This is a genomic window from Colwellia psychrerythraea 34H, assembly GCF_000012325.1.
In the GTDB taxonomy this organism is placed as follows: domain Bacteria; phylum Pseudomonadota; class Gammaproteobacteria; order Enterobacterales; family Alteromonadaceae; genus Colwellia; species Colwellia psychrerythraea_A.
In genome coordinates this window covers 4,665,105-4,679,728 of sequence record NC_003910.7, presented here as the reverse complement: position 1 = coordinate 4,679,728, position 14,624 = coordinate 4,665,105, and the positions used below count along the sequence as shown (strand labels likewise).

The following is a 14,624-nucleotide window of genomic DNA, read 5'->3' as shown; positions in this document are numbered from 1 at the left end:
TTTTTTATGTTCAAATTAAAGCTAATTTTTTGTTAATAATTCCTATTAACTCTGTCTAAATATACTTTATTTATTCTATTTCAAAGTATTTCAAATTATTTCTGTTTTTACAGTGCCTAAGCCCCTTTTTACCTTGTAAAAAACACGCTATTTCTTTATGATCGTAAAAATTTTTTGTCGATATACCACTTGGTATGAATTTGATCTAACAAAAACAAACGCTGTGCTTGCTGGTTATTATAAATTTATCGCTTAGTAAGTCATAAAAATAATTGTTTTGTTAGTGTCTTAGTTGGAGAGTATGAATGAGCAATGTGCCTGTAAATAACGGCCGCAGACGCTTCCTAACCGCTGCTACTGCAGTTGTTGGTGGTGTTGGTGTGGCTGGGGCTGCTGTGCCTTTTATTGCTTCCTGGAATCCAAGTGCTCGCGCGAAAGCTGCGGGTGCTCCAGTTGAAGTCAATATAGGTAAAATACAGCCTGGTCAATTAATCCGTGCTGAATGGCGTGGTAAACCCGTTTATATAGTACGTAGAACGGAAAAAACAGTTAGTAATTTAGCTAAACACGATGACCAGTTGCGTGATCCTGATTCTGAAAAAGCCCAGCAACCTGTTTATGCAACTAATGCCTATCGTTCAATTAAACCTGAATTCTTAGTTGCCTTAGGTGTTTGTACTCATTTAGGTTGTGCTCCTACTCACCATGCTGGTGATTTCGATCAGTTTGTTGAAGGCGTTCCAAATGGCTTCTTCTGTCCATGTCATGGTAGTAAATTTGATATGGCTGGTCGTGTATTTCAAGGCGTTCCAGCACCATTAAATTTAGTGGTTCCAGAGCATTCTTATATCAATGATGACACTTTACTTATTGGTGTTGCTCAAGGAGATGCGTAATGTTAATGAAATTAGCTACTGATTTCATGGGTTGGATAGACAAACGTTTACCTGTAACAGATGCTTGGAATAAGCATTTAGCGCAGTATCCAGCACCAAAAAACTTCAACTTTTGGTACTTTTTTGGCTCTCTAGCCATGTTAGTACTAGTAAATCAAATTGTTACCGGCATTTGGTTAACAATGAATTATGAACCATCTGGTGATGGAGCATTCGCCTCTGTTGAGTATATTATGCGTGATGTCGACTTCGGTTGGTTATTACGTTACATGCATTCTACGGGTGCATCTGCCTTTTTCGTCGTCGTATACATGCACATGATGCGTGGTCTTATGTACGGTTCATACCAAAAGCCTCGTGAATTACTATGGATCTTCGGTATGTTGATCTTCTTAGTATTAATGGCTGAAGCCTTTATGGGCTACTTATTACCTTGGGGTAATATGTCATATTGGGGTGCGCAAGTAATTATCTCCTTGTTTGGCGCTGTACCAATTATTGGTGATGATTTAACGCTTTGGATACGTGGTGATTACGTAATCTCGGGAGCTACCTTAAATCGTTTCTTCGCTTTACACGTTATTGCTATGCCATTGGTACTGGTTGTTCTAGTGTTCTTGCATATTCTTGCCTTGCATGAAGTAGGTTCAAATAACCCTGAAGGTGTTGACATTAAAAAGCCTAAAGGCAGTGTTAAACCTGAAGAACTAAGTAAGTTTACTTTCCATAAACAATATAGTGAAAAATACGATATTGTTGATGCTGTTCCTTTCCACCCTTATTACTCTGTTAAAGATATTATGGGCGTTGCTGGTTTCTTATTCTTATTCTGTTGGGTGATGTTCTTTGCACCAGAGGGCGGTGGTTACTTTATGGAAGCACCAAACTTTACCCCTGCGAACGGTTTGAAAACACCTGAGCATATTGCACCTGTATGGTATTTTGGTCCTTTCTACACAATATTACGTGTTGTTCCTGATAAGTTATTAGGTGCGGTTGCTATGTTTGGCGCAATCGTGATGTTATTTGCTTTACCATGGTTCGATCGTGGTGTTGTTAAGTCAGTTCGCTATCGTTCGAAGTTACATTTAGTTAACTTAATTCAATTCGCTATCTGTTTTGTTGTTCTTGGTGCTTTAGGTACTATGCCAGCAACACCAACGGCTAATTTAATTGGTGTGATTGCTAGTTTTGGTTATTTTGGTTTCTTTATTGCTTTGTGGTTCTATAGCAAAAATGAAAATACTAAACCAGTTCCAGAAAGGATTGCAGACTAATGAAAAAATTAATTATAGCCGCTACTTTCGGCATACTTTTCAGCGTAACGACACTGTTGTCGTTCACTGCTGTGGCTTCAGGGCCTAGTATTCATCTAGATAAAGCTAATAATGATTTATCAGATAAAGAGTCTTTGAAAAAAGGTTTTAAAACATATTTGAACTATTGTTTAGGCTGTCATCAGTTACAATACCAACGTTATAATCGTACTTTTGACGATTTAGGTATTGATAAAGCTGATGGTGTGGCTAACTTCATGCCTACAGGTGACAAAGTTGGTGGTCACATTCTAAATACCATGCCGGAAAAAGAAGCGGCAAAATGGTTTGGTAGCGCGCCACCAGATTTAACGTTGGAAGCACGTTTACGTAGTCCTGATTGGATCTATACTTACTTACGTTCTTTTTATATTGATGAATCACGTCCATTTGACGTAAATAACACAGTATTTAAAGATGTAGGTATGCCGCACGTTTTACAAAGTTTGCAAGGTGTAAGTACGTTAGTTGTACATAAAGAGCTTGACGAACATGGCGAAGAGCACGAAGTCTCTAGCTTATCACCAGCAATGGGTGGTAGTTTAACTGCTGAAGAGTATGATGTAGTAGTACGTGACTTAACAAACTTCTTAGAATATGTTGGTGAGCCGAATAAACTTGAGCGTAAAGCCCTTGGTTATTGGGTATTGGCTTTCTTATTCTTCTTCTTTATTATTTCTTATTTCCTTAAGAAAGAATATTGGAAAGACGTACACTAAGTTATTATTGCAATAAGTTTCAGGGGAATTCGATAGTCAAATGTCGAATTCCCCTTTGTTAGTTTTTAAAGTAAACGATTTTAGGAGGCTCTATGGCCGTAGCAGCAAATAAACGCTCTGTGATGACGTTGTTCTCTCATGCCGATGATATGTACAGTCATCAGACACGCATTGTTCTAGCAGAAAAAGGTGTTGGTGTTGACATCAACTTAGTTGATTTAGCTAACTTGCCTGAAGACCTATTGGACTTGAATCCATATGGTACAGTACCGACTTTAATTGATCGTGAATTAGCACTATATGAAGCTAAAATCATTGTTGAATATTTAGATGAACGTTTTCCTCATCCACCATTGATGCCAGTTTACCCTGTAGCACGTGGTCGTAGCCGTTTATTGATGCATCGTATGGAACAAGATTGGTATAGTCTTACTAAATTGATTATGTCTGGCACTGCAACAGAAGCAGCAAAAGCGCGTCAAGAATTGAAAGAAAGTTTACTAAGTATTGCACCAATTTTAAACGAAGCACCATACTTTATGAGCGAAGAGTACAGTTTGGTTGATTGTTATTTAGCACCATTATTATGGCGTTTACCTGTATTTGGTATTGAATTGACCGGTCAAGGTTCAAAAGAACTTAAAACCTATATGTTACGTGTATTTGAACGTGAATCATTCCAAGCTTCATTGACTGAAGAAGAACGTGAATTACGCTTTGGTCATCCAGCCTAATGGATGACGCAACACCTAACTCAATGAGCTCAAATAAGCCTTATTTAGTTAAGGCTTTCTATGAGTGGATTTCAGACAATGACCTAACGCCATACATCATGGTTGACGTCAATGTTTATGGTGTATTAGTGCCGATGAGTTACGTTGCTGATGGGCAGATTGTTTTAAATGTTGCCAGTTCAGCTGTTGGTACTATCGCATTGGGTGATAAAGCTATTGAGTTTAGTGCCCGTTTTGGCGGTAAGTTAGAGCACATCACGGTACCTTATGGTGCTGTAGGTGCTATATACGCCAAAGAAAATGGCGCAGGAACTTCATTACCAATCGAACATCCTGTTGAGGATGAAGATGACGTGGTTGATGTGATTCCTGAAAAACCAAAGTCTACTTTAAGTAGTGTTGCTTCAACGGGTAGTGAGACAGAAAAGTCGAGCAAGCCCAAAGGAAAAAGTAAAGCTAGCCTAAAAATTATTAAATAATTTAAATATTGTTAGTGTTATTAAATTTTAAAACCCGTAAATATCAATGATGTTTACGGGTTTTTTGTTTTAATTTCAATAAACTAAATAATACCAATTCCATTAAATTTATTCCCACCTCAGAGCTATGTCAGAAGAGTCATAGCAAACAAAATTTTTGCTATTATAGTCATTCTATATCTCACAAATTTGTGCAGTTATTGCTTTTCTGACAAGCTCCCAAGGGCGAGTACCTAATAAAAAGTAAAGGCTTATATGCTATGTTATTGATTTTGACAAGGACGCTGCATGGATGCAGCTTATTAGAGAATGCAGGAGCATATTCTCCTGAATAACCATTCTCTTCAATCAATGCCTTGCCTTTAAGCCTTTTAATTCTCGCTGAGTGGTAAATAACTTAATGGACTTGGTATGAGTATTAAATATACTCAAAAGCCTTAAATACACGGCTGACACCGTTGATGTTACGCGTGATTTCTACAACAATATTCGCTTCTTTCTTAGTGACCAAACCTAAAAGAAATACTTCAGAATTTTCGGTGACAACCTTAATATCTTTGGCATTAACTTCGCCATTGGTAAGCAAAGCTGATTTGACTTTAGAGGTTAGCCAAATATCATTACTCTGTGTCGAGAGCGCTGTTGTAGAGCCAATACGGACCTGATTATGTATCGTTACAATATCTGGAACATCTTGGATGGTTTTTATCGCGAGGTCTCTCAGGTAGCTATTAGGAGCCTGGCCAATAACTAAAACAGTGCCGTTCATACTAATCACATGTAAGTTCGTGTTATTAGACAATGCCTTTTGTTTATTTAATTCATTATGAGCGATAAACTCAATACTTTGATCATCAATTTGTTTACTAAAAGTTCTCCTATCTGCCACCATAGTGGCACCAGCGGTAACGGCAACTACCGTTGCAACGGCACACCCTTGCAGCGCTGAAGCGAGCATGAGAAGTCCTGCAATTCGTGCAGTTTTTTTGTTAGCCAATGCAGATAAGCCATTTTTTAGAATAAGCATTTATGAATCACCTTGCGGGAATAGGGTAGTATCAATAATCTCACATAAACTATGCAATACAACTAAATGAACCTCCTGAATTCTAGAGGTTCTTGCTGATGGAACGCGGATTTCAACATCGCCTTCACCTAATAATCCTGAAATATCACCACCGTCGAATCCTGTTAAGGCAATAATTGGAATATCACGAGATACTGCACTCTCAATAGCTTTAACTACATTTCGTGAGTTACCACTGGTAGAAATAGCTAATAATACATCGCCATTATGACCAAGGGCTCTTATCTGTTTGGAAAAAACTTCATCATATTGGTAATCATTAGCGATTGAAGTAATGGTTGATATATCACTGTTTAGAGATATTGCTGGCAGGCTAGGGCGTTCAGTTTCATATTTGTTGAGTAATTGGGCACAAAAATGTTGGGCATGGCCAGCAGAGCCACCATTGCCACAAGAGATAATTTTATTGCCGCCAAGCAAGCATTGAACCATCATCATACCAGCATGTTCAATAGATGGTCCTAACAACTCGCTAGCAGCTATTTGTGTTTGAATGCTCTCGGTAAAATTGTTTTTGATCTGTTCTAGCATGGAAAAATGACTCCGTGACTATTTAAAATGAGTAATGAGTTAATTGTAAAAAGCTAAAAGGCATTTTTTAACCAAGTAACTTGTGGCTGAGTAATATCACCTTCAAGCGCTACCACATCTACGCGGCAGGGAGTATTATATTCATTTAATCCGTTTTGATGTAGATAAAATGTTATGCAATGTTTAACCTTATTTTGTTTACTCGCTGAAATAGCGGCAATTGCACCACCAAAGCCTTTGCTTTTACGATATTTTACTTCAACAAAAACATAAGTATCACCATCAAGCATAATAAGATCAATTTCACCTTGGCGAGAGTGGAAATTTCTTTCAATAAACCTTAGGCCTTGTTTAGACAAATACTGCTGTGCATAGCTTTCCGTAACTTGTCCTTTATCGGTACTGCTTGTATTTTTGGCTGAGGTTTTATTATTCCATAACAATAGAAACCACCCTGTTTTTCTTGTAAACACCCCAAAGTAAGCTGCGTGTCAAAATGCTATTTTTATTGAGCTTGAGTACTCCGGTTTGTCCCCAGTGATGGAGATAAGGCGCTTGTTGCATTAATGGAATCTTATTAATGAGTTGGTAGCTGTCATATCCCATCGCAAAAAGTCGAGATAAGCCATCACTACGCTTTGGCCAAAGTTCTTGACTAAGAACCGCCAATTCTACGTTTTGCTCGCTGGCTAGCAACCAAGGGATTTCGGTAAACGTTAATCCTTGTAAGTCGCTATTACTGCTGTAATCAGTTTGAGTACTGTGGCTTCGTGAGCTAGCAAAAACAGGAATTATTTCAGCAAATTCACTTATGTTGACTTCGATATACGGCTTTACTAGGCGCGTTTGCTCAGGGGTGCCAACGAGATAAATCATATCTATATCACGTCGATTACGGGTTTTAGTTTTAATACTCTGGTTCAAACGGCTTTTGAGTTTAGTAATACGAGTCTTACTTTTATCTACCGATAAACTGGCTTTAATATTCTCTTGCATTTGAGCGCCAGTATCATAATAGACAACCTCAATAGTGTTACCTGTAATCCGCTGCCACTGTTTGACAAAAGCTTGAGCAATTCGCTTACTGACAATATTTTCTTGGCTTAATACCACGGGATGCTGAAATTTTTGACGACTCAGCGTTGCTGCGGCTTGTTTGGCTTCGTCTTCTGGGCGCATAGAAAGCACAGTATGATGACGTGTTAAAGAAGATTTTGCCGGGATATTTAACAGTAAAGTATCTATCGCTTTACTGTCTTGTGTTGGCTCTAAATAGCTCTTTATCGCAGAATCGCTGTCGATAGCAGTGATATAATCAGCTGTTTTATTTTGGCTAATTGATGATGTGTCTAAGGCACCCTCGGCTTTATTGATATCAAATAAACCCGAACTGGCATTAAGCAAGTCATTATTTTTCGATTGTGTTTGTGCGCTGGTATGGCTGATGTATTTATCAACATTAGATTTAAGTAATGGACCGATCACATAATCGACTTTTAATGTTGTAAAATCATTAGTTAACCCGTACCAGTTGACTGTATTACTATCGACAAAGTGCAGGTTTTTAGTGTTGTCGTTGGCAAAGCTGGCCAAAATACCTTGTTGTATTGCACGTCCAGAAGATTGTTGTTTACCACTTAAGGGCAAAATCACTGCTATATTTTTTATATCTTTCGTTGAGATCGCTTGAGAAGAAAGCTGTTTTGCGATGACATTCGCTGGATGGAGTTTGAATTTTTTCTGCCATGTGCTCAAATGGTATTTCATTTGTGCTTGATTGCCACCAAACTTATTCGCTAAGTTAGTTAACATTAACCAACCTTTACGCTCAGGCGCTTTATCCAACGCAAGCATGTTGAGCTGCCATTGGGATAGGGTCTGAAAGTTATGCCAAATATCCGATATTTGCTGTTGGCTTTGTGTGCTAGCCGGAGTTGCTGAAAATTCAAACAACTGGGCATTTAAAGCAGATATAGGTTGCCCCTCCTCATGAAACGCAGCACTTAATAATCGGTAATAGGTCGCAGTAAGTAGAATGCTATTTTCAGTAGCGTATTGCTCAAGTTGATTAAGCTCTATATGACTCTCAGGGTAATAACTGAGTTGTTGCAAACTACTTGCTTTAATCAGAGCTAACTGAACTTTCTCATGACTAAAATTGATTACATTGTCATCGACCAATGGCATGGTTTTATCTGCAAGCCAAAGTGCCTTTACATAATTTTCTTGCTGATAAAATAGTTTGGTTGCAGTCAATAATTCATTAACTGCGCCGTTGGTGTTTAATGTTTTAGCAAGTTCAACGTGTTGCTCAGCAGACAAGGCTCCTGCATCGACATCAATTTCTTCAATTTTAGTGAGTGCTTGAGTTTTTGTTGTAGCATCAGGAGCTTGCTTAGTACTGCAACTTGTAAGAAAAATAAGCAACAGGGCAGGTAATACTCGAGATTTAAAATGGTGAAAATGCATTGAAAAGTTATCTACCTTTGTTGGCTTTAATCTTACAAGTAAGCACGCTGTTTTTAACACAATAAATAAATCCGTGCATATTGCTATCAGTATGGGGTTATAATAAACGCCTACGAAGTTAGTCACAACTAAATCCGCCTAATCAAGTGAAGTAAGTTTACATGAGTGAAACAACCCTAACCCCTGCGACTCTATATATTGTCGCCACCCCAATTGGTAATTTAAGCGATATCAGCCAAAGGGCAATTGATATATTAACGCAAGTTGATGTTATTGCGTGTGAAGATACTCGACACACGGGGAAATTGCTGTCTGCATTTTCTATTAAAAATAAAACCATGTCATTACATGACCATAATGAACGTCAACGGCAGGACCAAGTGGCTAGTATGTTACAAGAGGGCAAAACTATTGCGCTTGTATCCGATGCAGGAACACCATTAATCAGTGACCCTGGTTTTCACCTAGTTCGCCATTGTCGAAGCCTTGGCTTACAAGTTTCACCTATCCCCGGTGCCTGTGCTGCTATAGCTGCTTTATCGGTTGCGGGTTTACCAACGGATAGATTTAGCTTTGAGGGTTTTTTACCTTCTAAGTCCGGTGCCAGACAAGCAACGTTAACTGCGTTGGCCGATGAATCTCGCACTATGGTTTTTTATGATGCACCACGCAGGGCTATCGACACGGTTCAAGATATTGTTACGACTTTGGGCGGTGATCGTTATATTGTTATCGCTCGAGAATTAACAAAAACATTTGAAACTATTCACAGCGACACCGCTGAAAACCTACTTGCTTGGCTGGAACAAGATGCTAATCAGTTAAAGGGTGAAATGGTGTTGATCATTGAAGGTTATAAAGCGACTGAAAATGAAATTTCTGCAGAGGTGATTAATACGCTGAAATTACTACTTGCAGAGATGAAGCCTAAAAAGGCGTGTGCTATTGCGGCTGAAATTTATGGTGTGAAGAAAAATGCATTATATGAAGTTGCTTTAGGACTTAAGTAAGGTCATTCAGTAAAGATTATAGACATTCCCACTGAATAAGGTAGAATGCGCGCCGAGTTGACCAGACAATCGCTGCTTTATCGTTGTAGTTTAAATTTCGATTTGAACTAAACAGATAGAGGGGAGGAAAGTCCGGGCTCCAATGAGCAGGGTGCCAGGTAACGCCTGGGCGGCGTGAGCCGACGACAAGTGCAGCAGAGAGAAGACCGCCGATGGCCGCTTGCGGAACAGGTAAGGCTGAAAGGGTGCGGTAAGAGCGCACCGGATTGCTGGTAACAGTAATTGCAGGGTAAACTCCACCTGGAGCAAGACCAAATAGGGTTTCATGATTATTAAAACGCAAGTTTTGATAATATAAGCGTGGCTCGCGTGGAAACCGGGTAGGTTGCTTGAGCTATAGAGCGATTTATAGCCTAGACGAATGATTGTCATCTCTTTTGCTTTTAGTAAAGGAGCTACAAAACCCGGCTTATGTGGTCAACTCAACTATTTTAAAAGAAAGCCTCTACAGTGATGTAGGGGCTTTTTTGTTTGTAAACTGGATACTTATATAGTCTGAAAGCCGGCATGGACCTTCAACAGCTTAAAATAATAAATGAAACTCCACAGTTAAAAAGTGAGATATGCGATTTCTTAATCTGTAATCACTTAACCATTATCAATGAACGTCTGCTCAGTAAGGTTTATCGATAACCTATTAGCAGCCATGCATTAAAGGCCTACTGATAGTACTATTTGTAAGCAAGTCGATTAATGGGATTATCAGTAGCTTATAGTTGATTGATATGTCGTGCGAAGATTTGAATTGCTTACTCAAGTAATATCATTGAGCTCAAAGAGCCGCTATAAGTGTTTATAACTCTAACTCGCAAAAATAGGTGTGTTTAACTAAACTAATATAAAAACTTTATAAATTATAAGCATAATGTCGTTTCCAGATCGTATAAAACTACCTATTTTATTTGACCATTCGCAAATGCGCCAAGACCTCGAAAAACTGAAAAATAATGAATGGGTAGAACACTTTGTAAAAGATAATTTTGAGGGCGACTGGTCAATAATTCCACTGCGAAGCCCTAAAGGCGAAACTCACCCTATTAGAATGAGTTACTCTGATCCCTCGCAAAATGAATTTGTCGATACTCATTTTTTAAAGCAAACTAGTTATCTGCCAAAGGTTGTCAGCTGGTTTCAATGTCCAGTAAAATCTGTTCGCTTAATGAGGTTAGCTGCAGGCTCTATTATTAAAAAACATACCGATCTAGATTTAGCTGCTGAATATGGAGAAGCTAGGCTGCATGTGCCAATAGAGACAAATACAGATGTGCACTTTTTTTTAAACGATAGTGAAGTTTTCATGAATCAAGGAGAGTGTTGGTATTTACGCTTATCAGACCCTCATAATGTCGTTAATAATAGTCAAAGTGACAGAATTCATTTAGTGCTTGATGTGGTAGTTAATGCTTGGCTTGAGCAGCAATTACGCCACCCGTTCTAAGTAAGGTAAATGTTTTAAGGACGAAATATGTCATCAATCCAAACACTAATTAGTGAAATAATAGATGAAAAAAATCCTGTCTGTACATTAAAACCGCAGATGAATGAACTGGCGCAAAGGTTAAACAAAATAGTCAATATCGATAAATTGATCAGCGATAAGATAGATGAAGGAGAAACAGCAACGAACACGGGCTTAGCCGTATCACCGACAATGGCAATTATGTGTGCAGACGATTACGTCCGTACGGTTCAATTTATTCGAGCACTACACAGTGCAATTTTAGATGTAAATCAGCTTAAACCAGAGACACCAGCTCAAGTGTTATATGCAGGTACAGGACCTTTGGCAATATTAGCAATCCCGTTGATGTTTATATTAACAGAGCATCAAGCTAAATTTACCTTATTAGATTTACACCAAATATCAATAGACTCAGTAGAACATATAGTAAATACATTGAAATTAAACAAATCAGTAAAAGCTATTGAAAAAATAGACGCATTCAATTATAAAATTGATAACACCAACCCTCCCGATATTATCATTCTGGAAATCATGCAAGCCTGTTTAGCTAAAGAGCCTCAAGTCGCCGTAAGCCACCATCTTATTAAACAAGCGCCAAAGGCGATATTAATCCCTCAAGAGATAAAAATTGAATTAATCATGGTTGATAGTAAAAATGAATTTGAATTTATTGGCGAGGACAAAACCAAAACGCGTATTAGATTGGGGAGCGCGTTAACTATTAATAAAGAACAGTTATTAGGGCGAGTTAATAAAGGAAAACTAGCACTCCCCGCGATAGCAATACAAATTCCTAAAACAATACCAGAGCATTTAGATGCTAAACTTTTTACGGTAATAACTACCTATAAACATCATGTACTAAAAGATTATGACTCTAGCTTAACCTGTCCAAGAACAGTAAATTGTAAGCAGCAATTTTCATTGGGTGACACCTTAGAGTTTAACTACCAAATAACCAATCAGCCAGAATTAAAGGTGCACGTTATTAGTTAGTTTACTGTTGTTTTAATAAAGTAAATTACATTTACTTTATTATTTTTCTGTAGAGTGTCTTTTGGTGTAATCTAAAAATATTAACGCATTATCTAAATAGTCTAACGTTTCTAGTGCGTTGATGATTTCGTTTTTTACCCCCGTATTTTGCTCAGAAAAAAAGGCCTGTCCTAATACTTGAACCGCTTCATTATTCGCTATTTGTTTTAATCCCTCAATGGTCGCAATGCGTACTTCAATATTATCATCACCTAGCCCAGATGCTAAAAGATGAGTTTCTTGCAAGTTAACCAGCTCTGCAATAGCGGTAAGTTTATCTTCTATTGACTCAGATAAATAAAGCTGATTGTGCCAGTATAATTTTGGTTGCTCGAAAAGCCTATCCTCTGATAAAAGAGCAAGACGAACGGCAGAAGCTTTAAACATATTGGTTGGCTTTGTATCATCACTTACAGGATATTCTTTCTGATTAACTTGAGATTTGATTTCAGAGAGAGCGTTACTATGATTTTCTGATATGTTTATTGGTTTATGATTATTAAGTTTTACTCGCTGCTTTTGCTCTATTTCATATTTACTCGATGCTTCATCATTAGCATGGACAGTTTGTTCTGGCGTAAGTAAATATTTCCCAATCAACAAACCGCAGAAAAACACCAATATTGGCAGGAAATATTTATGAGTAAAAATAACGTACATAAGTGTTCCTTTCTTTTTCACATTTTAGAGTAAATCTAGATATTGACCTGATATTTCATCGCCATTATTTTTTGTGTGAACCTTGAGTCAAGCCATTTACTACTCATTGTAGTCAATTGTTAGGCATAGATTAATAATGACGCTTTTACCTGTTGAAACTAACTGTCAGGTTTTTTTACACTGTTCGCTTTTTAAATAACTGTTCGTTTTATAAGCTACTGATAACTATAGCCCGGTATGTTTTATGCATTGAATCTAGAGATGAACTAATAAGAACACTATAAATTTCAGTAAAAGGATTATTATATGAAGCCGTCAAACTTGTTAAATTTATTTTCACCTTTACTAATCTCACTTATGTTTTTATCGCCAACAGCAAATGCTGGCTTAATTACTTCAGACTTAGGTAATGCTACTTCTGGGCTTGTCGATGGGAATAGCTATGCCCTTATTCCTGATATTCTAACTGCCCAAGCAGGGCAGCCCGCCCCATTTGATGCTGGTATCGGTAGCGAACTCTTTGGCGACCCAGCTAATGTTAATTGGCTATTTAATTATGGCGCAATTACAGACACCATTTTAAGTGCGAGCTTTTCATTTGGTATTTGGGATCATGATTCTGCTGCATCTGGCAGCCAGTTAGATGCATTTTCATTAGGTAGTATTGATACTACCGTAGCATTGGATGCAATGTTTGAAAGTGGCGGCGGGGCAACAGATGCTCAGTATAGTGTTTACACCTTTAACTTAGGGGCTACATTTTTTGCTGACCTTGCTGATGGTAACTTTTCTGTTGATTTGGATATCGGCGGTGCGGGGTTACAAACCGCTCTAATGGGTGGGCAAGTAAGTGAAACTGCAACTAATGGCTATCACCTAATTTATTCATCGTTAAATATCGTGACTGAAGATAGCGGACCAGGACCAATACCAGTGCCTGAACCAAGTACCCTGCTATTGTTTGTTCTTTCTCTAGCAGGATTAAAAGCTCGTATTAAATAATAAGTTGTAATGATATACATATAAAGGTTTAGAAGCCTTAGCAGTTGTGTTATTAGCCCACGCATCACATTGGCATTGGTCATTGTGATGCGTCATCAAGAGGAAATACACGCATGATAAATCGACGACATTTTTTATTATCAATCTCCGGCGCAATAGTTGCGACTGCATTGCCTAATGCTATCGCACAACCAAGTGGCATTGACCTTAGTTATGGACAATCAAGTCAGCAATCTACTCAACAAAAATTTCAAAATATAATTAATGATACGTTTTTATTACGCAATAAAAATGGCAGTCATTGGTTAACCCTGAAAAAGGTTGAGGTTGGGCCTGAACATGATGGTATGGAACAATTTCAATTAGTCTTTACCAGTGATAGTCCAAATTTCACAGATGATATTTATTCAGTGACTCATCTTTCGACACTACAAACACAGAAGATGAATATTGAAGCGAGTCAATCAATGAAACAACACTATGTTTCAACATTTTGTTTATTAACTTAATGGTAATGTTATTAATTTAGTTTGTACTTCAGTAGTACCTTGTTGTTTAAAGGGGTTGTACAAAGATCAACAATGAATAAGGAATTATTATGGAACCATTTATCGGTCAAATTTTAATGTTTGGTGGTAACTTTGCCCCGCGTGGTTGGGCGCTGTGTGATGGTCAATTACTATCAATAAGCTCTAATACTGCACTTTTTTCAATTTTAGGTACAACGTATGGTGGTGATGGTCGAACATCTTTTGGTTTGCCTGATTTACGTGGGCGAGTTGCTATGCATAATGGGAATGGGCCAGGGTTATCTAGTAGGAGATTAGGTGAAAAAAGTGGTACAGAATCAAATACTTTAGCCCAAGGGAATTTACCTGCACACAATCATTCAGTTGCTGCCTTGGCAAAATGTAAAGGTGGTGCTGGCAATGCTAATACAGCTGTTGGTAATGTTTGGTCAAATGATGCAGGAGTTTCTTCTGCTACCTATTCTAATGCTGATGCTGATGCTGATATGGCAGCTGCTGCAATTAATGTACAAGAGGCAGATATTGGAAATAGTCAGCCAGTAAATAATGTTCAGCCTTTTCAGGTGGTTAATTATATTATTGCACTACAAGGGGTATTCCCTTCTCGAAATTAATACTACTTATGAAATCA

16 protein-coding genes and 1 other RNA gene are annotated in these 14,624 nt (G+C 38.0%); 12 read left to right on the top strand and 5 right to left on the bottom strand.

The window, feature by feature from the left end; all coding sequences use genetic code 11:
* The first annotated feature begins 305 nt into the window (after positions 1–305).
* The 5 genes from petA (at position 306) to CPS_RS19880 (ending at position 4,144) form a co-directional block, all read left to right on the top strand.
* The gene (gene petA, locus CPS_RS19900) at positions 306–896 is read left to right on the top strand and encodes a ubiquinol-cytochrome c reductase iron-sulfur subunit (protein WP_011045169.1); all 591 of its coding nucleotides are present in this window, start codon (positions 306–308) and stop codon (positions 894–896) included.
* Complete coding sequence (locus tag CPS_RS19895; RefSeq protein ID WP_198560109.1) at positions 896–2,173, top strand: cytochrome b; 1,278 nt, start codon at positions 896–898, stop codon at positions 2,171–2,173. The genes petA and CPS_RS19895 overlap by 1 nt, the downstream gene beginning before the upstream one ends.
* Positions 2,173–2,931, top strand: coding sequence for a cytochrome c1 (locus CPS_RS19890; RefSeq protein ID WP_011045167.1), 759 nt, complete (start codon positions 2,173–2,175; stop codon positions 2,929–2,931). Before CPS_RS19895 ends, CPS_RS19890 begins: the two co-directional genes overlap by 1 nt.
* 92 nt (positions 2,932–3,023) lie before the next feature.
* Positions 3,024–3,665: a stringent starvation protein SspA gene (sspA, locus tag CPS_RS19885; RefSeq protein WP_011045166.1), complete on the top strand. Its 642-nt coding sequence runs from the start codon at positions 3,024–3,026 to the stop codon at positions 3,663–3,665.
* Positions 3,665–4,144 (top strand): ClpXP protease specificity-enhancing factor, encoded by a 480-nt coding sequence (locus CPS_RS19880; RefSeq protein WP_011045165.1) that lies wholly within the window; start codon positions 3,665–3,667, stop codon positions 4,142–4,144. Before sspA ends, CPS_RS19880 begins: the two co-directional genes overlap by 1 nt.
* Positions 4,145–4,562: 418 nt before the next feature.
* On the opposite strand, the gene CPS_RS19875 is transcribed toward CPS_RS19880, so the two are convergent.
* The 4 genes from CPS_RS19875 to CPS_RS19860 are packed head-to-tail and all read right to left on the bottom strand — an operon-like array spanning position 4,563 to position 8,231.
* The gene (locus CPS_RS19875; protein ID WP_011045164.1) at positions 4,563–5,171 is read right to left on the bottom strand and encodes a BON domain-containing protein; all 609 of its coding nucleotides are present in this window, start codon (positions 5,169–5,171) and stop codon (positions 4,563–4,565) included.
* A complete protein-coding gene (locus CPS_RS19870) occupies positions 5,172–5,762 on the bottom strand; it encodes a phosphoheptose isomerase (RefSeq protein ID WP_011045163.1) in 591 nt (196 codons plus the stop codon).
* A 53-nt stretch (positions 5,763–5,815) separates the two neighbouring features.
* On the bottom strand, positions 5,816–6,205 hold the full coding sequence (locus CPS_RS19865) for a YraN family protein (protein WP_011045162.1): 390 nt from the start codon (positions 6,203–6,205) through the stop codon (positions 5,816–5,818).
* Positions 6,192–8,231 carry a penicillin-binding protein activator gene (locus CPS_RS19860; protein WP_081428755.1) on the bottom strand — a complete coding sequence of 680 codons (2,040 nt, stop codon included), beginning with the start codon at positions 8,229–8,231 and terminating at the stop codon, positions 6,192–6,194. The genes CPS_RS19865 and CPS_RS19860 overlap by 14 nt, the downstream gene beginning before the upstream one ends.
* A gap of 161 nt (positions 8,232–8,392) precedes the next feature.
* Between CPS_RS19860 and rsmI the strand changes: the two genes are divergently transcribed.
* The 4 genes from rsmI to CPS_RS19845 all read left to right on the top strand — a co-directional run bounded on the left by rsmI (position 8,393) and on the right by CPS_RS19845 (position 11,762).
* The gene (gene rsmI, locus CPS_RS19855) at positions 8,393–9,241 is read left to right on the top strand and encodes a 16S rRNA (cytidine(1402)-2'-O)-methyltransferase (RefSeq protein ID WP_011045160.1); all 849 of its coding nucleotides are present in this window, start codon (positions 8,393–8,395) and stop codon (positions 9,239–9,241) included.
* Positions 9,242–9,294: 53 nt separating this feature from the next.
* An RNA gene (gene rnpB, locus CPS_RS23045) (RNase P RNA component class A) lies at positions 9,295–9,730 on the top strand.
* A 436-nt stretch (positions 9,731–10,166) separates the two neighbouring features.
* Positions 10,167–10,739, top strand: a complete 573-nt coding sequence (locus CPS_RS19850; RefSeq protein ID WP_011045159.1) for an aspartyl/asparaginyl beta-hydroxylase domain-containing protein — start codon at positions 10,167–10,169, stop codon at positions 10,737–10,739.
* Positions 10,740–10,766: 27 nt separating this feature from the next.
* Positions 10,767–11,762: a hypothetical protein gene (locus tag CPS_RS19845; protein ID WP_041737148.1), complete on the top strand. Its 996-nt coding sequence runs from the start codon at positions 10,767–10,769 to the stop codon at positions 11,760–11,762.
* A 39-nt stretch (positions 11,763–11,801) separates the two neighbouring features.
* Here the strand turns inward: CPS_RS19845 and CPS_RS19840 are convergent, their stop codons facing one another.
* On the bottom strand, positions 11,802–12,461 hold the full coding sequence (locus CPS_RS19840) for a HEAT repeat domain-containing protein (protein ID WP_011045157.1): 660 nt from the start codon (positions 12,459–12,461) through the stop codon (positions 11,802–11,804).
* Positions 12,462–12,767: 306 nt separating this feature from the next.
* Here CPS_RS19840 and CPS_RS19835 point away from each other — a divergent pair, with 306 nt between their 5' ends.
* The 3 genes from CPS_RS19835 to CPS_RS19825 all read left to right on the top strand — a co-directional run bounded on the left by CPS_RS19835 (position 12,768) and on the right by CPS_RS19825 (position 14,607).
* Entirely contained in the window at positions 12,768–13,463 is a 696-nt protein-coding gene (locus CPS_RS19835) for a PEP-CTERM sorting domain-containing protein (RefSeq protein WP_011045156.1), read from the top strand.
* Positions 13,464–13,576: 113 nt separating this feature from the next.
* The gene (locus CPS_RS19830) at positions 13,577–13,972 is read left to right on the top strand and encodes a DUF6916 family protein (RefSeq protein WP_011045155.1); all 396 of its coding nucleotides are present in this window, start codon (positions 13,577–13,579) and stop codon (positions 13,970–13,972) included.
* A gap of 86 nt (positions 13,973–14,058) precedes the next feature.
* Positions 14,059–14,607 (top strand): phage tail protein, encoded by a 549-nt coding sequence (locus tag CPS_RS19825; RefSeq protein ID WP_041737147.1) that lies wholly within the window; start codon positions 14,059–14,061, stop codon positions 14,605–14,607.
* Positions 14,608–14,624 lie beyond the last annotated feature (17 nt).

Excerpts from the sequence above, each read along its gene's own strand:
- CPS_RS19895 (WP_198560109.1), top strand. The coding sequence starts at position 896 with ATGTTAATGAAATTAGCTACTGATTTCATGGGTTGGATAGACAAACGT.
- CPS_RS19870 (WP_011045163.1), bottom strand. The coding sequence starts at position 5,762 with ATGCTAGAACAGATCAAAAACAATTTTACCGAGAGCATTCAAACACAA.
- sspA (WP_011045166.1), top strand. The coding sequence starts at position 3,024 with ATGGCCGTAGCAGCAAATAAACGCTCTGTGATGACGTTGTTCTCTCAT.
- CPS_RS19880 (WP_011045165.1), top strand. The coding sequence starts at position 3,665 with ATGGATGACGCAACACCTAACTCAATGAGCTCAAATAAGCCTTATTTA.
- CPS_RS19850 (WP_011045159.1), top strand. The coding sequence starts at position 10,167 with ATGTCGTTTCCAGATCGTATAAAACTACCTATTTTATTTGACCATTCG.
- CPS_RS19835 (WP_011045156.1), top strand. The coding sequence starts at position 12,768 with ATGAAGCCGTCAAACTTGTTAAATTTATTTTCACCTTTACTAATCTCA.
- CPS_RS19860 (WP_081428755.1), bottom strand. The coding sequence starts at position 8,231 with ATGCATTTTCACCATTTTAAATCTCGAGTATTACCTGCCCTGTTGCTT.
- petA (WP_011045169.1), top strand. The coding sequence starts at position 306 with ATGAGCAATGTGCCTGTAAATAACGGCCGCAGACGCTTCCTAACCGCT.
- CPS_RS19845 (WP_041737148.1), top strand. The coding sequence starts at position 10,767 with ATGTCATCAATCCAAACACTAATTAGTGAAATAATAGATGAAAAAAAT.
- CPS_RS19890 (WP_011045167.1), top strand. The coding sequence starts at position 2,173 with ATGAAAAAATTAATTATAGCCGCTACTTTCGGCATACTTTTCAGCGTA.
- CPS_RS19830 (WP_011045155.1), top strand. The coding sequence starts at position 13,577 with ATGATAAATCGACGACATTTTTTATTATCAATCTCCGGCGCAATAGTT.
- rsmI (WP_011045160.1), top strand. The coding sequence starts at position 8,393 with ATGAGTGAAACAACCCTAACCCCTGCGACTCTATATATTGTCGCCACC.
- CPS_RS19840 (WP_011045157.1), bottom strand. The coding sequence starts at position 12,461 with ATGTACGTTATTTTTACTCATAAATATTTCCTGCCAATATTGGTGTTT.
- CPS_RS19875 (WP_011045164.1), bottom strand. The coding sequence starts at position 5,171 with ATGCTTATTCTAAAAAATGGCTTATCTGCATTGGCTAACAAAAAAACT.